Source organism: Phyllobacterium sp. (assembly GCF_037994405.1).
Lineage (GTDB): Bacteria > Pseudomonadota > Alphaproteobacteria > Rhizobiales > Rhizobiaceae > Phyllobacterium.
This window is the reverse complement of record NZ_JBBNAN010000163.1, coordinates 1-20,842: the sequence shown is the minus strand read 5'-3', so window position 1 is coordinate 20,842 and position 20,842 is coordinate 1. Positions and strand designations below refer to the sequence as shown.

Below are 20,842 nucleotides of genomic sequence, written 5' to 3'. Positions count from 1 at the left end.
GTCGGAACACCACGCCCGGAAAGGCCCGTAAGGGCAACAACACCCGGCGCGAGATTGTAGAGCCTGGGAATCGTTCGATATTGCATATCTAATTCACCAAACCAGAAATAGTCCCAACGGATTTCCTGACGGATTTGCGGGTGAAGCCATTTTAGGCGATCGGTCATCACCTGCTTGGTATAAACGAGATCCTTGCCACGCCGCCCCATTGGAAACATGGACGCAACGATACGGCCGTCGGCATTATACTTATAGACAAAGATATCGCCGCGTCCGTCATGCATCGTGGTGTTCTGCGGCAGGACAGACTTCCGCAAATCTTTCGCAAGCGGCCGGGTAGCGGCCACGAACACGCGCTGAATCTTGAACGTCCTGTCGAGCCCCGGCCATCCGCCCATCGTGTATGCACCAGTACAGAAGATGATTTTTTCGGCAATGACCGATCCTTCAGGCGTGTGGACCGCCCAGGCCCCTCCTTCATGTTCGACCTTCGTGACGGGCGAGTATGTGTGAATTAAGCCGCCTTCCGATATCACAGCGCGCGCCAATCCGCGCGCATAGCCAAGTGCATTGAGGTGCCCTGCCTCGGAGTGGAACCAGCCCCCATGGAAGCGCGGACTTCCAGTAAGAGACTCAACCTCCGTCTTGTCGAGAACGCGCGTCCTTGCGCCCACCGCATTGTACTCTCGCGCTTTGGCCTCGATTGCCCCCATGGAGCTGGGAGTGTGTGCACCCATCACGTAGCCGTTCTGCTGCCACTCGCAATCGATGCCGTAGCGAGAGATCATATCCGACACGCGATCATTAGCGCGTGTTTGGCGTTGGATAAGTCTCTCGGCCCACGGCTCCCCGAGCATCTTGCGGAGCTCCGGTAAACTGTAATGCGTGAAAGTTGGCGTGCAGTGTCCGGCATTGCGGCCGGAACCGCCAAAGCCGATTTCCTGCGCCTCTAACAGCACGACCTTCACGCCCGAACACGCGAGTTCCAGTGCAGTGGTCAATCCGGTGTAGCCGCCGCCAACAATACAGACATCGGCATTTGCCCTACCTTTCAGCTTCGATGTTTCCGGCGCAGGCGCCGCCGTCGCATACCAGAGCGTTGCCTCGAATGCAGAGAATTTCGGCATATCCATGCGCCCCTAGTTAAGATCGCTTCTGGCATCGAGCGCATCACGCAGCCCATCTCCGATGAAGTTGAAGCTCGTGACCGCCAGTGTGATCGCCACACCCGGCACGATTGCGAGCCAAGGTGCCGACTGGAGATATTGCTGTGCGCCATTCAACATATTGCCCCAGCTCGGTAGCGGTGGCTGAATGCCGTAGCCGAGAAAACTCACATAGGCTTCAAGAAGGATGGCGCGCGCGACGGTCAAAGTCGCTGCGACAATGATGGGACCCATCGCGTTTGGCAGAAGCTCGCGAAACATGATCCAGCGATTGCTGAGGCCGAGCATGCGCGCCGCCATGATGAAATCACGTTCGCGCAGGGATCGCACTTCGGCCTCGACGATGCGGGCCACCTCCATCCAGCTGGTGATGGCAATGATGACCGTAATCATGATCGGGCTGGGCTTGATGAATGCAGCCAGCGCCAGCAGCAGGAAGATGCTGGGAAACGACAGCACCGCATCGACAAACCGCATCAAGACTGTCCCGACGCGTCCGCCATAATAGCCCGCCACGACGCCGATGGTTGCGCCGATCAGCGTACTCAGGATCATTGCCGAAAAACCAACCAGCATCGAAATCCTGCCCGCCATCAAGAGGCGGGCTGCAATATCACGACCCAGCGGATCTGTACCAAGGAAGTGGTAGCCCGTCAGCGGCGGCGAGAAGCGGGCACGCAAGTCGATATAGAGATCATTGTATGGGAGGATGTAAGGCCCAATGACACAGGCAACGGTCAGGACGGCCACCATGACGACGCCGAGCGCTGCGAGCCGATGCCGGACGAACCGCCGGAAGGTGCGGCTGTTCCACCAGCCGGACTTGACGGAGCTGTTTGCGGACGTTGTGGAAACGGTCATGGCGGCCTCCTAAGTGAGCCGGATACGCGGATCGACAAATGCCGTCAGCAAATCCGCTGCGAGGTTACTGAGGAGAACGAGGATGGCTGAGAACATCAGCAGTCCCATCACCACCGGATAATCCTGGTAACCGAGACTATCGAGAAAAAGCCGGCCCATTCCTGGCCAGGTGAATACAGTTTCTGTAACGAGAGCCCCCCCGAGCAAGGTCGGAACCTGCAACCCCGCCAGCGTGATCATGGGTAGTAAAGCGTTGCCGACGACGTGCTTCATCAGCACACGCCGGGGCGTCATGCCCTTGGCCCTGGCCGTTCGTACAAAATCCTGATTGATCACATCGAGTGTTGCAGTACGCATATAGCGGCTCCACACCGCCACATCGACCAGTGCCAATACAAGAGCGGGCATGATCAGATGTTTCGCATAGTCGAGAATGGAGCCGTCACCGATCGTGTACATATTGCCCGCCGGCAGCCATCCAAGTTTCAGCGAGAAAATATAGATCGCAACGAGACCAAACCAGAATGTCGGGATTGACAGTGCGACCATGGCACCGACCGTTGCCGTATAATCGAAGATTGAATAGCGTTTCGTCGCACCTTTGATGCCAACCCAGGTCCCGACTACAACAGAGATCACGGTTGCTGTGCCCATGAGCAGCAGGGTGGCGCCAAAATGCCCCCCGATAACATCAAGAACCGGACGGCTGTCGCGAAATGAACGACCCCAGTCGCCACGAAGGAGCCGCCAGGCCCAATCCGCGTATTGCACGATCAAGGGTCGGTCGAGGCCCATTTGCGCAGAAATGCGATCAAGATCAGCCTGCGTCATCCCTGGCGTCAGGGCGAATTGTGATAGCGGGCCACCCGGCGCGAGGTTGAGAACTGCAAAACCTATCATGGATACCAGCACGAGCAGGACAAGGCTTTGACCGAGCCTGTTCAGGATATAACGGGTCATGGCATTGATCTCCGATAAATGCGGTCCAGATCTGAAAACGATATCGGCTAGTGCGAGGGAGGAGCCGGGAATAGTTTTTCCCGGCCCAGCCTGTGCTATGCCTGTTCCCAGTACCAGCTGCCAACATTCCAGGAGTCGATACGGTTGTTCACGTTTGGCGTGAAACCAGTCATGCCTTTCTTGTGGCCGCGTACGGTGGCGTACTGGAAGATCGGCAGGAGAGGCAGATCGTTGCGAATGACCTCCTGGATCTTGAGATATGCCTTCTTGCGTTCTTCTGGTACGAAGACGCGCCCGCCCTCTCCAAGCAACGTATCGACTTCCGGGCTGGAATATTGCGAGGTGTTCTGCCCCGCGCCACCCTTGGCGTTGATGGATGTAGAGAGGAAATAGTCCGAGGTATCAGGATCAGGTCCGGTGAGGAAATTGATACCGACAACGACAGACTCGAATTTCGACTGCATCCAGTATTCCCCCCACATGACTGCAGGTGGCAGATTCGAGATTGTCATCTCGACACCGATATCCTTGAAGGATTGCTGCATGAATTGCTGCACCTGTTCGCGGATATGATTGCCAGCTGTCGTGGAATTGGAGAAGGAAAGACGAATACCATCCTTTGCACGGATACCGTCCTCACCTGGCTTCCAGCCCGCGTCATCCAGCAGCTTCTTGGCTTTCTCAATGTCGAATTCATGCTTCGGCAGATCCGGATTGAAATAGAACGACTGCTGCGGCATGTAGCTTTCTGTCGGCGTCGGCAAACCATAGTACAGCGCATCGATGATGGTCGCCTTGTCCAGCGCGAAGTAAAGTGCCTGGCGCACCGCAACGTCCTTGAATTGCGGTTTTTCCATATTGAAGGTGACAGACTCGATAGTCGCGCCTGGTACAATCACAACGTCCTTGCCATCCAGCACTTTCGCCTCGTCATAATGATCAGGCGTGATCCACTGCAGGCCGGTAACGTCGATGTCGCCGGTCTTGAACTGCGTGTAAAGGACTGTGAGGTCAGGAATATACTTGTAGATAACCCGTTCGAGATAGGGGCCGTCACCGTAATAAACTGCGTTGGCGGCAAGCTCGATATGATCTCCGGCAACGCGTTCGACCCATTTAAACGGCCCCGTTCCGATCGGTGCATTGTTGAACGGCGCAGTGTTGCGATCGGCTTCCGGTTCCAGAACGTGCTTGGGCACGATGAATGTGGAAGCAAGGATCGACGGATAGGGCGCATAGGGTTTGTCCATGCGCCAGGTAATTTCGGTCGGCGATACGACCTTGATGTCACGCACCAGATCGTGTCCGGCACGCCTGCCACTGCGAAAGTTAGGATCAACCACCAGTTCAAGCGTGAATTTCACGTCTTCCGCAGTGAACGGCTTGCCGTCATGCCATGTCACGCCATCACGCAGCTTTACCTTCCAATTGAGGCCGTCGGCTGAAATACCGCCATTTTCGACAGTCGGTACCTCGACCGCAAGCGCAGGTGTGAATTTGCCATCCGGATCAACATTGAAGAGCGGGTCGAAAACGCTGAAGTGAATGCCCTCGTCCACTTCGATATGCAGCATATGAGGATTGAAGACGGTCGGTTCCTGCGAAAAGCCAATGATGACCTGGCCTTTAGGGGTTGATGGAGGTGCGGCATAAGCCTTGTCGCGGCCAAGAATGCCCGGCATGACCAAGCCTGATGCGCCCACCAAACCCATCATGGCGAGCGCCTGGCGCCGTGTCGGATGAAAAATTGAATTTCGATGCTTTTCAGACATTGTCGTTTCCCTTCGTTATTGGCTTTTCAATGTTCAGGTCTGCATGCTTATCTGCCCATTCGGGCTGATCACTCATTGACGGCGCGGCTCCTCGACCGCGCTGATGTCAGAACCCGCTGATCGGCTTCACCTTTGAGCCATCACTGAAGCGGGAAAACCGGAAATCGGTCGGATCGACGACAGGTGACCGGCCCGTCACAATATCGGCCATCAGGCGACCGGCCGCCGGACCGATACCAAAACCGTGGCCTGAAAAACCCGAAGCGATGTGGAACCCAGGAATCTGGTCGACCGCAGAAATCACCGGGACTGCATCGGGTGTGACGTCGATGTAACCAGCCCAGCGTTGTACAATCTCAGCCTGGTTGAATACCGGGAACGCCGCCTTCAAATTGTTGAACGCTCGATTGGACATATCAAGAGAAGGCTTCGGATCGAGCACGCGGTTATATTCAAACGGGCTGGCCTCATCCATTTTCCAACTGCGCGGAATTCGCACCTCATCGAGAAAGCGCCCCCCGGCGCGAAACGATAGCGAGCGCCATTCCATCTTGAGCGCAGGCAGGAACTGAAATGCATACCGAAATGAATTCGGCACGATGTCGACGATATTCTCATGTCCCGAAGCGACCGTGTAACCTCCGTCCTGCCGCTTGCGTATGGCGAAATCCTTGGACCAGATGGCTGATTCAGGTCCGCCCTCCAGAGGTTTGGTGCGCATGACCGTGTTCATTACCTTCAGCTGCGGCAGATCGATATCGTAAAGGCCGCAGAACAGATTGGACCAGGCTCCGCCGGCAAGAACCACGGCATTGCAGGCAATCCTTCCGCGTTCGGTTACCACACCTGACACTTTTCCGGCCGACGTCTCGATGCCACGCACCGCACATTCGGTGAGAATTGCCGCACCCTTGTCGCGCGCCGCTTCGGCAATTGCTGGTGCAGCCTTTTGCGGTTCGGCACGGCCATCGGCAGGCGTATAGAGTGCTCCCTTCAGATCTATTTTGCCGCCCGGCAAGAGACCCTGAAGCTCCTTGCCGCTGACCATGCGGCTCTGGAGCTGATAGCCTTCCAGGTTCTTGCCCCAGCGCTCGTGCTGATCGTAGGATTCGTCATCGGGGCATGTGAACAGGATACCGGCTCGCTTGTAACCCGTATCCCGGCCAAGCCTCTGGTCGAGACTGGACCAGATGCGCAACGCCTCTGCCATCAGCGGCACTTCGCGCGGGTCGCGACGCGAGATACGCACCCAACCCCAGTTGCGGCTCGACTGCTCCTGACCGATGCCGCCTTTCTCGCACAGGGCCACCTTCTGCCCACGCTCGGCGAGTTCAAGTGCCGTGGACGTTCCGATGATACCTCCGCCGATCACAACCACGTCGACTTTTTCGGGCAGGTTTTCATCACCATGAACACGAACGACATAGGGACCGGGCATTTAATAGGATTCCTCTAGCTGGCAGTTGATGGTGAATTCGGCGACGCTCGCCTCATTTGGAAGGTCGAGCAGCATTGCAATGATGCGGGCAATGTCAGTTGGATCGGTCATCAGCCTGTCCTCCCGGCTGGTCAGGCTGCGCGCCATGTCTGTTGCGACAAATCCGGGACAAACGGCAGTCGCTCGAATACCAAGATCCCAACCCGTGTGACGAATGCCGTGCGCCAGCGCCACAGCTGCGAATTTGGAGACGGAATAGAGGCTGGCAGCGGCGGATTTCACCCGTTTTCCCGATAGCGAGCCGAGAATGATAACGCGGCCTCGCCCGCTGTTGGCGAGCGCGTCCCAGCCTGCAGCAGCCAACCGCCGCGGCGCCTTCACATTTACCGCTAGCATAGCGTCGAGATCGGAATCATCGGCTTCGATCACATTCTTCGGGATCATAATTCCCGCATTGGCAATGATTGCATCTATACGGCCGAACTTTGCCAGCGCATCAGCTGTCCACTCCACTTCGGCTCCGATGTCGTTCGCATCATAGACAACAACCTGAACCCGATCCGGGTCGGCCCAATCCGGCAGCTGCGGCTCACGCATACCCAGCGACAACCTCCACCCGGCATCCCCTAGACAGCGGGCAATCGCTTCTCCTATCCCTCGGTTAGCCCCTGATATGAGAGCCACGCGTTCTTCTGCCATACCCGTCTCCCAGCATTCACTTCATTCCGATCATCTTCCGGTAGGCCCGCCGGAGAATATCCATGACCTGTGCCTGCTCTTCTTCTGCAATGAAGGAAAAGAAGTCTTTTGACTGCTTCGTGACGATCGGCCTGATCTTCGCAGCGAGTTCAGCACCTTTTGTCGTCACAAACAGTTCGTGCGCCCGGCGTTCACTTGCGGACGTTTGCCGAACAAGCAGGTCGTGGTCGATCATCTGCTCGATAAGACGCCCCATGGCAGAGCGATCTTTCATAATGAGCTGCGCAATCACCGAGGGCCGTATGCCAGGATGACTGTCGACCAGAAGAAGCGTCGTGATCTTGCCCGTCCCTCGCGCCACATCAAGGCCATCCAGCCGCTCGTCGAGATCACGGGAAACGGCGATGTTCATCGTGCGAATATAGAAGCTCAACGTGTCTTCGAGCACGTCGAGATCGACATGTTCGATTGATGTTGGCTTCTGTCCAGCATCAGACATTCGCACGCACTCCATCCACTCCCGAAATCGGTAATACCGATCGGGTTCGAGGTCCTCGAATTCGTTATGCAGCTTTCAATTTTGCATGCTTTGGCAAATAGTGGACAAATGCAACTATTATTTTACCCCTCGTCGCACAAATTCGATCAAAACATGAAAATGCCCGTTTTGGAGGCATAACCTCAGCAAAACGGGCAGGAATTAGCGTTCAAAGCGCAAAGATCAGGCAGCGGGTTCCCACGCGCTTCCGGGGATGGCTGAGACAAGTTTTTGGGTGTAGGCGTGTCCTGGATTGCGGAAGATTTGCGATGGCGGGCCGAATTCTACGACCTCACCGCGGTACATTACGGCAATATCGTCACATATCTGGCTTGCTACGCGCAGATCATGCGTAATGAATACCATTGCGACATTCAGCAGCTTCTGAATTTGGATCAACAGTTCAAGAATCTGTGCCTGGATGGAAACATCAAGAGCCGAAACGGCCTCGTCGGCAACAAGCAGGACGGGGTCGAACATCAGCGCGCGGGCAATGCCGATGCGCTGGCGCTGGCCGCCCGAAAACTCGTGAGGGTAGCGATCATAAGCGCCTTCGTCGAGGCCTACGAGCTTGAGCAGACGCATCGCTTTGACCCTGGCTTCAACAGCACTGATTCCGTGCGCCATCGGGCCGACCACAAGGATCTGGCCAATCGTATGGCGCGGATTAAGCGAGGCGAACGGATCCTGAAAAATCATCTGGATGTAGGGTCGCATCGAACGGAATTCATTCGGCTTAAGCGGCGCAATATCCTGGCCATTGAACAGGATCTTGCCGCCATCCGCATCCATCAGCTTGAGCAACACACGCCCCAGTGACGATTTGCCGGAACCGGACTCCCCGACGACGCCAAGCGTGCGGCCTTTCCGGATCGTGAAACTAACATCGTTGACCGCATGTACGGTACGGCCTTTTGAAAAGAAGCTGCCCCCACTCGTATAGATCTTGTTGAGTTTCTGAACGTCGAGCACGACCGGCGCCTCTGTATCATTCGTCCTGTCCTTATCGCGCATGCGGGGCACGGCCGCCGTCAGTCGCTTGGTATAAGGATGCGCCGGATGATTAAGTACATCAAACGCCTTGCCCTGTTCGACAATCTTGCCTTTTTCCATGACCACCACCCGATCGGCGATTTCGGCCACGACGCCAAAATCATGCGTAATGAACATCACGCTCATGTTCTTGCTGCGCTGGATCTTGCGGATCAGTTCAAGGATTTGCGCCTGTGTCGTCACATCGAGCGCCGTCGTCGGTTCGTCTGCAATCAGCACATCCGGTCCAAGTGCCAAGGCCATGGCAATCATGACGCGCTGGCGCTGACCACCCGAGAGCCGGAAGGGATATTGGTGTTGCATAAGCACCGGGTCAGGCAGACCGACCTCCTCAAGCAAATCGAGCACAGCTTTCCTTCGGCTGTCCGGTGTACCCACCTTGTGAACCTCCATCACTTCGGCGATCTGATCACCGATTGTCATCAACGGATTAAGAGCGGAAAGCGGGTCTTGGAAGATGATGGAGACAGCGCGACCGCGCAGCTCGCGAACCTCCGCCTCTTTTGCCTTGAGGATGTCCACGCCCTTAAAGCGGATTGCGCCTGCACTGGCGCGAATAGACGATGGCAAGAGCCCCATGATGGCATTTGCGGTAACGGATTTGCCCGAGCCCGACTCGCCAATGATGCAGAGGATTTCTCCAGCTTGCAGATCAAAGGAGATGTCCTCGACGGCATAGCGTCGCTCCATGCCCTTCGGCAAATCCACCGAAAGGCCTTCGATGGCAAGAATTGCAGCTCCGTCAATTGCGGTGGTTCGTTGAACTACGCTCGTCATCGCCCCAGTGACCTCTCCTAGCCAAACCAAGATGGATACCTTTCCATCTGACGCTTGCAATTTCAAGCAAGAAGCGGGCCAACTTCGATTCGTGGTTCATCTGCTCGCGCCGACAACGATTACCTGACACAAGAATCGGGCGACAAAGACGCCGCAAGACCGGAGCCCACCCTTGCGCCTCTCATCATGAACGTGCTCGCGGAAGTTTATTGGTTCGTGCCCCAGTGCAGGACGGCCGTCGAGACCGGAGCGTCCCAAAGGTGCAGGGCCTCATCGTCAAGCATGGCCAGTGTGACCGACAGCCCTGCCATGTCGAGCGATGTCACGTAGGTTCCGACCAGTGATCTTGCGACCTGGATGCCTTTGGCTTCGACCGTGCGACGGGCCAGATTGTAAACCAGATAGAGTTCCGGAGTGGGGGTTCCGCCAAAGCCGTTCACCAGGAGCAATGCGCGTTCACCGGCATTTGACATTTCCCAATCCGCGAGAATTGCGTTGCACAGCATGGCAGTGATCGTGTCGGCATCGGCCAGCTTCTGGCGGGAGACGCCCGGCTCGCCATGAATGCCGACGCCAACCTCCATCTCATCAGCCTCAAGCACGAAGGTCGTGCGGGCCGTATCCGGAACGGTGACGCCGCCAAGTGCTATCCCCATGGTGCGAACGTGCCGGCGTATTCGCTCACCGAGCGCTTTCAATCCAGCGAGATCCATTCCGGACTCGGCAGCCGCACCAAGCACCTTCTCGAAAATCAGCGTTCCGGCGACCCCTCTGCGGCCTGAACTTCGCGCCGCCCAATGCGATGACACATCATCATCGACGATGACGGTCTCGATACGATGTCTCCCGGTCAGCGCCTCGGCGGCCATTTCGAAATTCATCACATCGCCGTCATAGTTTTTGACGACCAGCAGACACCCCGCGCCAGTATCGGTCTCCTCGATGGCCGCCATGATCTGATCGGGTGTCGGCGAGGTAAAGATATGGCCCGTACAGGCAGCATCGAGCATTCCGTCTCCGACGAAACCCACATGCAGCGGCTCGTGGCCCGCGCCGCCGCCGGAGATGATCGCGACCTTTCCTGGGACGAGATGACGCCGACGGATGAATTTCCGTTGCGACCCGAACATGACCAGTGCTTCATGGGCCGACACGAAGCCTTCCAGACTCTCGGCAACCATGGACTCGGCCTTGTTCATGAATTTCTTCATCGCGCCCCTCCTCAGGCAACGATCAATGATACACTAATCCGTGCTGCTCAAGAGCGCCGCGATCTTCTGGACAAAATCAGTAATCGTCTCGTCCAGCAGGTGATTTTTCTTTGCATCGCCGAGATCCGGAACCATCAATGACAGCGGTCTCAGCCCGTCGGAACTGCCAAAGTCCGGCAACTTGCCAGGATGGGCTGCCTGATAAACTTCGACGAATCGTTCAAGTTCGGCGGGGCTGAAGTGACAGACCCTGAAAATGGTTGCGAGATGCCTAGCCGGCAACGGCGTCGAGTAGGCCGGGCTGGTGATCTGGGTGACAAAGCTCCGATGTTTGCCGAGCGCTGCGGCAAGCCGTTGACGCGTGCCTGAGGGGCGGTTGTCGATGATCTGGGCCAAAATTGTCTTGTAGCCCACAATCGCGTCTTCCATCGGTTCCCGCGCCATTCCTATTGCTCCGCCGCTTTCGTTGCGCCGGCGTTCAAATACCCGATCCGCGCCTGTACATTGTGCAATTGTGTCGGCGACACCGAACAATTGCGCAACCCGGGAAGAGGCGGTCTCCCGATCGTTGGCCCCGAGCGGACAGGTCCGCACCCTTTAGGCCTAAGCGTTACGGCCATGAGCAATTCCCTCATCGAAATTGTGTTCGACCAATTCTTTCAATGCGGCGACCGCTTCTGCGGCCAGGATGCCATCGGCACGGATCTTAAGGATGGAACCCTTGCGGATTTTGGCTCCCATGACCTTGACGATGCTCTTCCCGTTCAGCCAGACACTGTTGCCATTTACTTCGATCTCGATCGTACAGGGAAAGGATTTGGCAAGACGCGTGAAGAGAACCGACGGCCGGGCATGGAAGCCGATCCCGTGCTGTACTTCGATTTCCGTCTGCCACCGCACCGACACCCGTGTGGTCTCCTCAAGAGATGTATCCCGCTTGTTGCTCATGACGGCGAGAGTTCTTCCGCCGTCGCGACCACCTTGGCAAGCGATGCACCTCCGGACGCTTCGGCTGCCGCAATAACCGCACCCTCGACGAGCGGAGCATTGCAGATGGCGACGAGCGCGGAACGCGGTTCACCCAGCATTTCGATCGCCATTTCGCTGTTCGTCTCGGCACCGCCGAGATCGACAAACACGGCAACACCGTGATCGGACCAAGCGGCCTCGATGGCGCGCAGAATGGCTGCAGTGTTGGTACCGAGCCCGCCGTCGGCATTGCCTCCGCACCACGAGAGCGGAACTCCGTCGCCCACCATCTGGCGCACCATGTCGGCAGTGCCTTTGGCGACGAGCGGTGAATGTGAGACAATCACAATTCCGACGTTTGCGATCTTGCCATTCATGCCGGACGATACTCCTTCAGATAGTCACAAATGGCTGAAGCCAGGAGCGCGCAGCTCGATGCCCCGGGGTCGACGTGACCGATCGACCGATCTCCGAGAAAGGATGCCCGACCGCGCATAGCCTTCATACCGGCAGTCGATTGAGCGGATTCCTTTGCTGTGCGAGCAATACGAATTAGGGCAGACTGCCTGACCAATTCCGTGTGGACGGGATAGAGCACATCAAGCAATGTTTTGTCACCTTTCCGCGAACGCCCGCGTCTGGCGACGGCGTCGATCGCTTCCCCGACGATTGCCGCGAAGTTGGGCTCGTTCGCTTGAGCGACCCGGCGCCCCATTTCGATCAGCAATGTCCCGTACAATGGGCCGGCGGCGCCGCCGACATTCATGACCAGCGTGCGACCAATCGTTTCAAGCGCCTGCGCCAGCGGCATGGCGCTCAGCCGCTCCCGGTCGAGATAGACCGCATCGCAGCCGCGCCGCATGTTGGTTCCGTGATCGCCGTCCCCTATCGCCCGGTCGAGTTCGCAAAGGTGATCTGCGTGGTCGGCGATTACGGCCCTGCACGTGTCGATCAATCCAAGGATGAGCGTCCGGTCAGTCTGCAACGAATGAAGTCTCCCCGCGCGTGGCTTTGCCCGAAAGCAAGTCGGCCACAAACTCGAACGTCTCCGCTACGGCGACTGCGCCCGGATCAGCGACGCCCTCAAGATCCCTTTTGCCAACATAGGAAGAGCGTCCCGCCCTCGCCTTGGTCATCGCGCTTGTCACGGTCGCGCCGGCTCGGGCCGCCCTTGCGGCCTCTGAAATTCCACCGCACGCAAGGGATCGCAAGGCTGGATCGAGCGCATCGACCATCGTTCTGTCACCGGGTTTTGCACCACCGTAAAAGGTCATGCGATCGAGACCGGCCAATAGTGCGCCGGGAAGGCTCCCTGTTCGGGCCATCGCCTTGGCTGCAGCTGTGAAAAATATGGACAGCAACACACCGCTCGACCCCCCCATGCTGGTTGCAAGGTTACCGCCGATTGCTGCCAGCGTCTCGGCGGTGTCAGCAAGTGGGAGAGAGCCGATCTCCTCGAGAATGCCACGAGCGCCTGCGGCAACCGTCGAGCCAGTATCACCGTCGCCTGCTCGGGCATCCAGACGATTGAGTTCCGTTTCGAGCGAAATCAGGTGCGCACAAATGCCGGTAACAACCTTCTGCGTGAGGGGATTCTGGCTTGCCGGTCCAGTTGCTTTGCCGATCAAGGGCGCCGGAGCCGGGAGAACCACGATTTCATGGCGCGTGACCGGAGGAACCCACGCATGGGGTTCGACCGCCGCGACGAGTGCTGCCTCACGCTCGGCATCAAGACGGATGAGCGAGAGCGAAAAGCCGTTCATGTTGAGTGCCGTCATCATTGGTGAGGGACCGACAATGAGCTTTACCCTTGAAGCCAGCGAAGACTTTAGAACATCATGGGCAATCAGGCTCATTTCCAGTGGCGGTACCGCGCCAAGATTGTTGATCAGCAATGCGTAATCGCCTGTGCCCGGCAAGACGGCCACGAGCCTCTCAGTCATGATCTCAACGATCTTTCCCGACGTTTGAACGGCGATACGCTCGACACCTGGCTCACCGTGAATTCCAAGACCGAGTTCGCCCTCTTCGGCGCCGAGGCGCGCTTCCTGTAGCTGCCCAGGGATGGAACAAGTGGAGAGTGCAACACCCAGCGATATGATCTCGTGCGCTGCCGCGGCAGCCGCGGCAGCTACGTCTTCGAGACTGTCACCCCGTTCAGCGAAAAAGCCCGCAATCTTGTGCACGAAAAGCGTGCCCGCAACGCCGCGTGGCTGAGCAAAATCGGGAAGCGCGATGTCATCAGCAACGATGACCATCTCCACCTTCAAGCCTTCGGCACGTGCCATTTCGGCGGCGAGCCCGAAATTCAACCGATCGCCGGTATAGTTCTTGACGATCAGCAGGCACCCTTGCGGCCCTGTGACTGCACGGATGGCCGTAAGCACCGCGTCAACGCTGGGAGAAGCGAAGATTTCGCCCGAAACAGCTGCTGTCAGCATGCCTTTTCCAACAAATCCGGCATGGGAAGGCTCGTGACCCGCACCGCCACCCGACAGGACAGCGACCCTCGACCGGTCCCAATCCGCACGCAAGATCACCTTGATGGCTGGGTAACTGTCGAGCCGGGCCAGCCTGCCCGGGCGTCCCGTCAGCAGGAGCCCGTCAAGCGCCTCCGTCACGATATTTTCCCTGCGGTTGAAGAAGTGTTTCATCGGCATCTTCCAGTCTCTTGCATTGTTTTCATGGGTTAAAGCAGCGCCGCCGCGAGGTCAGTACACCCTGTTCCCGTCAGCACCAAAATAAAGCGGGTTCTTGAGTCTGAGGCCAATCTTGTCCCCCGGCTTCACCGGAAGATACGGATTGGCCAAGGTTATGAGCTTGCAGTCACCAACCTTAATGTGCAGATGGTTCTGATCCCCCAAATGCTCGACCCAGTCGACATGCGCATTGGCGTTGCCGACCAATGATATATCGAGATGTTCGGTCCGTGCTCCAACGGTGCGTGCTCCGGCGGGAGCCCGGCTGTCGGGGATGACATCCACAGGAATGAGGTTGATATGCGGTTGCCCGAGCCGGGCAGCCACATGAGTATTGGCTGGGTTACTGTATATTTCGCGCGGCGTACCGATTTGCACCAAACGTCCCTCCGCCAGAATTCCGATGCGATCAGCCATGGTCATGGCTTCGATCTGGTCATGGGTTACATAAAGCAGCGTTGCCCCAAGCTCTTTCTGGATCCGCTTGAGTTCAAGTCGCAGTTCGGCACGCAATTTCGCGTCGAGCGATGACAGTGGTTCGTCCATCAGGAAGATGGCGGGTCTTCGCACAAGCGCCCGTCCTATGGCAACACGTTGCATCTCTCCGCCCGAAAGGCGGGTCGAGCGATTTTCCAGCTTGTGATCGATGCGCACCATGCGCGCGACATCACGGACCCGCCGGTCGATATCATCCTTGCCGAGGCGGCGTGCCGGCGAGCGCAGCGGAAAAGCGAGGTTCTCGTAGACGGATAGATGCGGGTAAAGCGAATACTGCTGAAACACGAACGCAACATCCCGGGCCGCCGGTGCCTCGGTTCCCACATCGCGCCCACCGATAGTGATCCGGCCGCTGTCTGCCCGCTCGAGGCCAGCGATAAGCCGCAACGTTGTCGTCTTGCCGGCGCCGGTGGGACCAAGCAGGACCACGCACTCGCCATCGGCAACAATGAGGTCCAGATTGGATAGGGCACGCGTGTCGCCGTAGTCCTTGCTGATCTCCTTCAGAATGACTTCAGCCATGATGAGCCCCCGCATAACGCGATGAAGGGACCGCTCTGCCTGAGGTGCAGTCGAAGACGCAGAGCTTGTCATGGTTGAGCTCAAGTCCGACCTTTTCACCGATGCGGAAATTCTGATCCGCCGGAACCCGTGCCTTGACCAATCCCTCCGCCATCTCGACCGCCACGATCTGGTTGGTCCCATGATATTCGCTACCGTATACGGCTCCGCGCAGGGACGACGCGTCACTGAAGCGTATGTCCTCGGGACGCACCCCGAGCGCGAGTTCTCCTTCCGCGACATCCTGATGGATTTCCGGTACTGTAATATCCACACCTTCGACCGACACTGACCGTGTGCCTTTCTGCAGGCCCGCTTTGAACCGCAGGAAGTTCATGGGTGGTGATCCGATAAAGTCGGCGACGTACATCGTGGCCGGTCGATTGTAGATTTCTTGAGGTGAGCCGAATTGTTCGATGATGCCATGGTTCATCACGGCGATCTTGTCGGCCATTGCCATTGCCTCGAGTTGGTCATGTGTCACGTAGACGGTGGTGGCGTGGATCCGATTGTGCAATTCGCGCAGCTCGCGAACCATCAGGTCGCGGAACTCGGCATCGAGCGTGCCAAGCGGTTCGTCCATGAGAAAGCATTTGGGTCGGCGAACGATCGCACGCCCAAGCGCCACGCGCTGGCGGTCACCGCCTGCAAGACCAGATACCGATTTGTTCAGAATATGGTCGATCTGCAAGAGCCTCGCCGTTTCTTCGACCCGGGAGCGGATTTCCGCCTTTGAAACACCCTGTGCGAGCAGCGGAAAACCGATATTCTTGCGAACATTCATGTGCGGATAAAGCGCAAATAGCTGAAAAACGAAGGCGATATCACGCTCCCTGGCACGGTTGAGCGTGACATCCTCGCCAGCAAGAAAAATCTTGCCGCTGGTCGGAAGCTCGAGACCGGCTATCATGCGCAATGTTGTGGTCTTGCCGCAGCCGGACGGGCCGAGCAGTGCAAGGAATTCGCCGTCTCGCACGACAAAACTTGAATCTTCCACCGCGGCGAAACTGCCGAATTCTTTGCGAAGGTTCTCAATTCTAATCTCTGCCATTGCCTACTCCGGAAACTTCGAAACAATGATGAACAGGATAGTGCCGGCCAGGAGAGTAACTAGGGACCATGTATAGAGGATCAGAAAGAAGGGTTGGAACAGCATCAGGAAACCAAGGCCGATGATCGCCGTTGCTATGTTCTCCATCGATCCCCGCCGCAAAAAGAACGGCCGCTTTTGCTTGGAAATGTGAGGAACTTGCGCTGTCATTTCCTTACGGCTCCAAAGGTAATCCCGCGCAGGAGCTGCTTGCGCAGAAGGATGGTAAAGACGAGGATTGGGACAAGGAAGATCGTTGTCGCGGCTGAAACGGCCGGCCAGTCCTGCCCGCCCTCGCCGATGATGGTTGGGATAAATGGCGGCGCAGTCTGTGCTTCGCCCGACGTCAGAAGCACCGCAAAAGCATATTCGTTCCACGCAAAAATCAGGCAGAAGATCGCTGTGGCGGCGATGCCGGTCGTCGCCTGCGGCAGCACGACCTTGAAGAAGGCCTGCATGCGCGTGTAGCCGTCGATCATGGCCGCTTCCTCATATTCACGCGGAATTTCGTCGATGAAGCCCTTCAATAGCCAGACTGCAAGCGAAACATTGACGGCGGTGTAGAGAAGTATCATTCCCAGCGCCGTATCCGAAAGGCCGAGCTCGCGATACATCAGGTAAATCGGGATAGCCACGGCGATCGGGGGCATCATGCGCGTCGAAAGAATGAAAAACAGAAGATCCTCGGCAAGCGGCACCTTGAAGCGCGAGAATCCATAGGCCGCAAGCGTTCCAAGCGATACGGCAAGGAATGTCGAACCAAAGGCGATAACCAGCGAGTTCTTGAAACGAGGCCAATAATTCGAAGGACCGGCAATCACCATATTGCGGCTTCGCGTGATATCATCGCATGTGCTCGTCGGCGCACCCAGCGAGGCGATGTAATCGGGCGTCTGGCGGGTGCGCGTCGTAAACAGGTTGCAATAGCCCTCGAGCGTCGGCTGGAACATGATCTTGGGCGGATAGCTGATCGAATCCGGCGGCGACTTGAAACTGGTCATGACGATCCAGACGAGCGGGATCATCGTGATGAGCGCATAGGCGATGACGATGGTCGCCGCGATCCGCTTCGACATTGTTCCCGGCTCGACGACCGAATGGGCAGAATTGACGGAACTCATCGCTGTTTCACCTTGTTGAGGGCTTTGACATAGATGTTGGCGAGGCCAAACACCGCAACAAACAGTATGATGGCAAAGGCCGATGCCCGGCCGGTGCGCCAGCTTTCAAATGCCTCCCGCTTCAGCGTGATTGAAGCAACCTCGGTTGTCGATCCCGGACCGCCACCGGTCAGAAGCGTCACCATATCGAACATCTTGAAGTTTTCGATGCCGCGAAAGAGCACCGCCAGCATGATGAAGGGAAGCGCCATGGGCAGGGTGATTGACCAAAACTGGCGCCAGAGCGACGCGCGGTCGACTTCTGCGGCTTCATAGATGTAGTCCGGAATGGACCGCAGACCGGCCAGGCAGATCAACATGACATAGGGCGTCCACATCCATGTGTCGACGATGATGATCGCCCATGGAGAAAGCGGCACCGAACCCAGCATTTCAAATGAGGAAGGCGGAACGCCGGTGAGGAAGGAGACGATGTAGTTGAAAAGCCCGATTTGCGGCTGGTACAAAAACCGCCAGAAATTGCCGACAACGGCGGGCGACAGCATCATCGGCACAAGAATGACAGTTGTCCAGAATGCATGGCCCCTGAACTTCCGGTCAATTAGATAGGCCAGCGAAAAGCCGATCAGTGTTTGTAGCAGGATCGTCCAGAAGACGAAATGCGCCGTGGTTTGCATCGCCTGCCAGATATTCGGATCGGTAAGGACACGGTTGTAATTGCTGAGGCCGACGCTTTCGATCGGAGCGTTGGGGCGATTTGCCCGGTAATTCGTGAATGAGAGACGGATCGCCCAGATCAGCGGGAAAATGTTGACTGCGAGCAGCAGGACGATCGCAGGCGTAATGAACAGCCACGCCATGGTTCGATCGGAAATACCGCGAATTCGGGAAGCAAGGGGCGCGGGCGTTGCCTGGGCGGCCTTGCCCAGCAGTGAGGAACTTGTATCGGTCACAGACGTCACCTGGATTTCTTTACGGAACACTGGCATGGCTGCCCGGCATAATACCGCATCCGGACAACCATTTCAGGAATGGATGCTCAAAGCTTTCCATCGTCCTTGAAAACCTCTGTCCAATCTTTGACGAGACCATCCAGCGCTTCTTTGGCCGTGCCCTTGTCAGCGACGACGTAATCGTGGAGGCGCTTTTGCATCGCCTGCAGAAGGATTGCGTAGGATGGCTCCTGCCAGAAGTCCTGGACCTGGTTCATTGCCACAAGGAAGTCAGCGGCAAAGGGCTGGCTTTCCGGGAAGGACGGGTCTGTCAGAACCGCCTTGTGCACGGAGTATCCACCGAGCGACCACCACTTCTTCTGAACATCAGGCTGGGCAAACCATTTGATGTAGGCAAGCGCACCCTCCATATTGTCGGTGTTGGAAACAACGGAAATTCCTTGACCGCCGAGCGTCGACGCTGCGACCTTTTCCTTCGGGTTAACGAAGAAGCCAATCTTGTCGCCGCCGACCTTCTCATCCTTGTAGAGACCGGGGAAGAAGGCGAACCAGTTCATCGCCATAGCGACCTGCCCGGATTTGAAGGCATCGAGGCTTTCGCTCATATAGGCGTCCGTATATCCAGGCGGCGTGCAGCACTTGTAGAGTTCCTTATAGGCTTCAAGTCCGGCAATGGCGTCTGGCGAGTTGACGGCACCCTCCATGTCATATTTGCCGGGGGTGTTTTCATACTTGAAACCATAGGAATAGAGCGCCGATGACGCACCCATCGTTATGCCTTCTGAAGCGCGTTCGGTGAAGATGGCGGCACCATAGACCCTCTTGCCGTCGATTTCGCGCCCGTTGAAGAACTCGGCAACCTCCTTCAATTCGTCCCAGGTTTTCGGCGGTGCGAGATCGCGTCCATGTTTCTGCTTGAATTCGGCCTGGATCTCGGGCTTGGCAAACCAATCCTTGCGGTAGAACCAGGCGTTGGCATCGCCCATGGCCGGCAGCGCCCAATAATTTGGCGTCCCTTTCGGCCATGTGGAATAGGCGTTGACCGCCGCCTCCGCGAAATCGCTCATCTTGATCCCTTCCTTGTCGAAGAAATCATTGAGCTTTACGTAGTACTTGTTTTCGGCCGAGCCGCCGATCCATTGGCTGTCGCCGATCAGGAGATCGCACAGTTTCCCGCCTGAATTGAGTTCGTTGAGGATACGGTCGGCGAAATTTGGCCACGGCACAAACTCGAACTTCATCTGAGTTCCGGTCTTGGCCGTGAAATCCTTCGACAACTCAACCAGGGCGTTGGCTGGGTCCCAAGCCGCCCAGCACAGTGTGAGTTCGTCTGCCCTTGCCAAGCTCGGTGCCATGAACAGCACAAGCGCCGAGGTCGCCCCGAGCAGGGCTTGCTTTATCGTCTGCATGCTTTCCTCCCAGATAGCTACGCGGCTTCATGCCGCCCGAAAATCCCATTTGTTCCCTCATTACCCGCATGATCTCTCCCATCATGTTGAGTAATGTTGTTTAGTAATGAACCTTTTACTAAACAAATCAAGTGTGATTCGTTGCTGCACTGCACTGCTAAATGCGTAGCGCCCGGGGGCAATTGTCGAAAGTCGGTTCGCACGGCGCGCCGGAGTGTTGTCGCCACGTAGGTGGAATGGATTGAGCGCTGTGACCGTCCTTGCCCTACTAGAAGCTCTCGCATCAGGCGCCTAGCGGCCTTGGGGCTACGGCGGCTTTTCACCAAGACGTCGAGAACGAAACCGTCCTGATCGACGGCGCGCCAAACCAGTGTTTCTTTCCTCGAACGGTGATGACGACTTCGTCGCGGCGCCATTTGCCGCCGAGCCTGTCGGTTGATCGCTTTCGGATATCACTGGCGAAATGTCTGCCGAATTTCTCCGCCCAAAGTCTCACGGTCTGGGGAGAGACGATAACGCCGCGCGCTGCCAGCATATCCTCAACCATTCGAAAGCTGAGCGAAAACCGAAAACACAGCCAAACGGCATGGACAATCACCCGGATAGGCAGTGCTGGCCGAGTGAGGACGAAGCAAGCGTGTGGGAAACAGCGCTTCTACTTCAGGTGATAATCGGATTCGCCACGAGACTTGGCCTGCTTATGAGTTGTCCTCGAGATTACTGATGCGGATGTCCCGATCATCGCGCAAGCCGGGCCCGCGATGTTCGAGATGTACTTCACGCCCATACACTCCGTGACGACCACACCCGTTTCTCCTCCCCTGCTACAAACCGAAAAGTCGGCGATGCCAGTACACCGGCTGGTGCAGGCTTGCGCTGATCATTGCGAACTCAAGATGAGGCCGCAAGAACACGTTCGGCTCCATCCTCGATCACCGCACGCATTGCGGCTTTCGCTGCTTGCACATCCCTAACATTGATGGCATCGACGATAGCGTTGTGTCGTGCAACTGATTGGCCATGTCTTTCAGGGCTCGGAACCGGCGAACTGATTGTGAAAGTGGTAA

General features: G+C 57.1%; 21 protein-coding genes and 1 pseudogene. All 22 read right to left on the bottom strand.

Features of this window, described 5'->3' with window-relative positions; translation table 11 throughout:
• The coding region (locus tag AAAC48_RS09735; protein ID WP_340653987.1) for an FAD-binding oxidoreductase at positions 1-1,127 on the bottom strand (1,127 nt) is incomplete at its 3' end.
• Positions 1,128-1,139: 12 nt separating this feature from the next.
• Complete coding sequence (locus AAAC48_RS09730; protein ID WP_340653986.1) at positions 1,140-2,027, bottom strand: ABC transporter permease; 888 nt, start codon at positions 2,025-2,027, stop codon at positions 1,140-1,142.
• A 9-nt stretch (positions 2,028-2,036) separates the two neighbouring features.
• Positions 2,037-2,987 carry an ABC transporter permease gene (locus tag AAAC48_RS09725; RefSeq protein ID WP_340653985.1) on the bottom strand — a complete coding sequence of 317 codons (951 nt, stop codon included), beginning with the start codon at positions 2,985-2,987 and terminating at the stop codon, positions 2,037-2,039.
• Between the two features lie 95 nt (positions 2,988-3,082).
• Positions 3,083-4,759 (bottom strand): peptide ABC transporter substrate-binding protein, encoded by a 1,677-nt coding sequence (locus tag AAAC48_RS09720; RefSeq protein ID WP_340653984.1) that lies wholly within the window; start codon positions 4,757-4,759, stop codon positions 3,083-3,085.
• Between the two features lie 106 nt (positions 4,760-4,865).
• Positions 4,866-6,197, bottom strand: coding sequence for an FAD-binding oxidoreductase (locus AAAC48_RS09715; protein ID WP_340653983.1), 1,332 nt, complete (start codon positions 6,195-6,197; stop codon positions 4,866-4,868).
• Positions 6,198-6,896 carry an SDR family NAD(P)-dependent oxidoreductase gene (locus AAAC48_RS09710; RefSeq protein WP_340653982.1) on the bottom strand — a complete coding sequence of 233 codons (699 nt, stop codon included), beginning with the start codon at positions 6,894-6,896 and terminating at the stop codon, positions 6,198-6,200.
• A gap of 16 nt (positions 6,897-6,912) precedes the next feature.
• Positions 6,913-7,395 carry a MarR family winged helix-turn-helix transcriptional regulator gene (locus AAAC48_RS09705; protein ID WP_340653981.1) on the bottom strand — a complete coding sequence of 161 codons (483 nt, stop codon included), beginning with the start codon at positions 7,393-7,395 and terminating at the stop codon, positions 6,913-6,915.
• A 222-nt stretch (positions 7,396-7,617) separates the two neighbouring features.
• Positions 7,618-9,264, bottom strand: a complete 1,647-nt coding sequence (locus AAAC48_RS09700) for an ABC transporter ATP-binding protein (protein ID WP_340653980.1) — start codon at positions 9,262-9,264, stop codon at positions 7,618-7,620.
• Between the two features lie 206 nt (positions 9,265-9,470).
• Positions 9,471-10,475, bottom strand: coding sequence for a dihydroxyacetone kinase subunit DhaK (dhaK, locus tag AAAC48_RS09695; protein WP_340653979.1), 1,005 nt, complete (start codon positions 10,473-10,475; stop codon positions 9,471-9,473).
• 33 nt (positions 10,476-10,508) lie between these two features.
• Positions 10,509-10,919 (bottom strand): hypothetical protein, encoded by a 411-nt coding sequence (locus AAAC48_RS09690; RefSeq protein ID WP_340653978.1) that lies wholly within the window; start codon positions 10,917-10,919, stop codon positions 10,509-10,511.
• Between the two features lie 159 nt (positions 10,920-11,078).
• The gene (locus AAAC48_RS09685; RefSeq protein ID WP_340653977.1) at positions 11,079-11,423 is read right to left on the bottom strand and encodes an HPr family phosphocarrier protein; all 345 of its coding nucleotides are present in this window, start codon (positions 11,421-11,423) and stop codon (positions 11,079-11,081) included.
• Positions 11,420-11,821, bottom strand: a complete 402-nt coding sequence (gene dhaM, locus AAAC48_RS09680) for a dihydroxyacetone kinase phosphoryl donor subunit DhaM (protein ID WP_340653976.1) — start codon at positions 11,819-11,821, stop codon at positions 11,420-11,422. The genes AAAC48_RS09685 and dhaM overlap by 4 nt, the downstream gene beginning before the upstream one ends.
• Positions 11,818-12,429, bottom strand: coding sequence for a dihydroxyacetone kinase subunit DhaL (dhaL, locus tag AAAC48_RS09675; RefSeq protein ID WP_340653975.1), 612 nt, complete (start codon positions 12,427-12,429; stop codon positions 11,818-11,820). The genes dhaM and dhaL overlap by 4 nt, the downstream gene beginning before the upstream one ends.
• Positions 12,419-14,098 (bottom strand): dihydroxyacetone kinase subunit DhaK, encoded by a 1,680-nt coding sequence (locus AAAC48_RS09670; RefSeq protein ID WP_340653974.1) that lies wholly within the window; start codon positions 14,096-14,098, stop codon positions 12,419-12,421. Before AAAC48_RS09670 ends, dhaL begins: the two co-directional genes overlap by 11 nt.
• A gap of 57 nt (positions 14,099-14,155) precedes the next feature.
• Positions 14,156-15,163, bottom strand: a complete 1,008-nt coding sequence (locus AAAC48_RS09665) for an ABC transporter ATP-binding protein (protein WP_340653973.1) — start codon at positions 15,161-15,163, stop codon at positions 14,156-14,158.
• Entirely contained in the window at positions 15,156-16,253 is a 1,098-nt protein-coding gene (locus AAAC48_RS09660; RefSeq protein WP_340653972.1) for an ABC transporter ATP-binding protein, read from the bottom strand. The genes AAAC48_RS09665 and AAAC48_RS09660 overlap by 8 nt, the downstream gene beginning before the upstream one ends.
• Before the next feature lie 3 nt (positions 16,254-16,256).
• Positions 16,257-16,463, bottom strand: a complete 207-nt coding sequence (locus AAAC48_RS09655; RefSeq protein ID WP_340653971.1) for a hypothetical protein — start codon at positions 16,461-16,463, stop codon at positions 16,257-16,259.
• Positions 16,460-17,413 carry a carbohydrate ABC transporter permease gene (locus AAAC48_RS09650; protein ID WP_340653970.1) on the bottom strand — a complete coding sequence of 318 codons (954 nt, stop codon included), beginning with the start codon at positions 17,411-17,413 and terminating at the stop codon, positions 16,460-16,462. Before AAAC48_RS09650 ends, AAAC48_RS09655 begins: the two co-directional genes overlap by 4 nt.
• Positions 17,410-18,366, bottom strand: a complete 957-nt coding sequence (locus AAAC48_RS09645) for a sugar ABC transporter permease (RefSeq protein WP_340653969.1) — start codon at positions 18,364-18,366, stop codon at positions 17,410-17,412. The genes AAAC48_RS09650 and AAAC48_RS09645 overlap by 4 nt, the downstream gene beginning before the upstream one ends.
• Positions 18,367-18,452: 86 nt before the next feature.
• Complete coding sequence (locus AAAC48_RS09640) at positions 18,453-19,775, bottom strand: extracellular solute-binding protein (RefSeq protein ID WP_340653968.1); 1,323 nt, start codon at positions 19,773-19,775, stop codon at positions 18,453-18,455.
• A gap of 251 nt (positions 19,776-20,026) precedes the next feature.
• Positions 20,027-20,385: pseudogene (locus AAAC48_RS09635) on the bottom strand (DDE-type integrase/transposase/recombinase); the annotation flags it as partial.
• Positions 20,386-20,666: 281 nt separating this feature from the next.
• Positions 20,667-20,768 (bottom strand): hypothetical protein, encoded by a 102-nt coding sequence (locus AAAC48_RS09630; protein ID WP_340653988.1) that lies wholly within the window; start codon positions 20,766-20,768, stop codon positions 20,667-20,669.
• Positions 20,769-20,842 lie beyond the last annotated feature (74 nt).

Excerpts from the sequence above, each read along its gene's own strand:
- AAAC48_RS09730 (WP_340653986.1), bottom strand. The coding sequence starts at position 2,027 with ATGACCGTTTCCACAACGTCCGCAAACAGCTCCGTCAAGTCCGGCTGG.
- AAAC48_RS09725 (WP_340653985.1), bottom strand. The coding sequence starts at position 2,987 with ATGACCCGTTATATCCTGAACAGGCTCGGTCAAAGCCTTGTCCTGCTC.
- AAAC48_RS09720 (WP_340653984.1), bottom strand. The coding sequence starts at position 4,759 with ATGTCTGAAAAGCATCGAAATTCAATTTTTCATCCGACACGGCGCCAG.
- AAAC48_RS09715 (WP_340653983.1), bottom strand. The coding sequence starts at position 6,197 with ATGCCCGGTCCCTATGTCGTTCGTGTTCATGGTGATGAAAACCTGCCC.
- AAAC48_RS09710 (WP_340653982.1), bottom strand. The coding sequence starts at position 6,896 with ATGGCAGAAGAACGCGTGGCTCTCATATCAGGGGCTAACCGAGGGATA.
- AAAC48_RS09705 (WP_340653981.1), bottom strand. The coding sequence starts at position 7,395 with ATGTCTGATGCTGGACAGAAGCCAACATCAATCGAACATGTCGATCTC.
- AAAC48_RS09700 (WP_340653980.1), bottom strand. The coding sequence starts at position 9,264 with ATGACGAGCGTAGTTCAACGAACCACCGCAATTGACGGAGCTGCAATT.
- dhaK (WP_340653979.1), bottom strand. The coding sequence starts at position 10,475 with ATGAAGAAATTCATGAACAAGGCCGAGTCCATGGTTGCCGAGAGTCTG.
- AAAC48_RS09690 (WP_340653978.1), bottom strand. The coding sequence starts at position 10,919 with ATGGCGCGGGAACCGATGGAAGACGCGATTGTGGGCTACAAGACAATT.
- AAAC48_RS09685 (WP_340653977.1), bottom strand. The coding sequence starts at position 11,423 with ATGAGCAACAAGCGGGATACATCTCTTGAGGAGACCACACGGGTGTCG.
- dhaM (WP_340653976.1), bottom strand. The coding sequence starts at position 11,821 with ATGAATGGCAAGATCGCAAACGTCGGAATTGTGATTGTCTCACATTCA.
- AAAC48_RS09670 (WP_340653974.1), bottom strand. The coding sequence starts at position 14,098 with ATGAAACACTTCTTCAACCGCAGGGAAAATATCGTGACGGAGGCGCTT.
- AAAC48_RS09665 (WP_340653973.1), bottom strand. The coding sequence starts at position 15,163 with ATGGCTGAAGTCATTCTGAAGGAGATCAGCAAGGACTACGGCGACACG.
- AAAC48_RS09660 (WP_340653972.1), bottom strand. The coding sequence starts at position 16,253 with ATGGCAGAGATTAGAATTGAGAACCTTCGCAAAGAATTCGGCAGTTTC.
- AAAC48_RS09655 (WP_340653971.1), bottom strand. The coding sequence starts at position 16,463 with ATGACAGCGCAAGTTCCTCACATTTCCAAGCAAAAGCGGCCGTTCTTT.
- AAAC48_RS09650 (WP_340653970.1), bottom strand. The coding sequence starts at position 17,413 with ATGAGTTCCGTCAATTCTGCCCATTCGGTCGTCGAGCCGGGAACAATG.
- AAAC48_RS09640 (WP_340653968.1), bottom strand. The coding sequence starts at position 19,775 with ATGCAGACGATAAAGCAAGCCCTGCTCGGGGCGACCTCGGCGCTTGTG.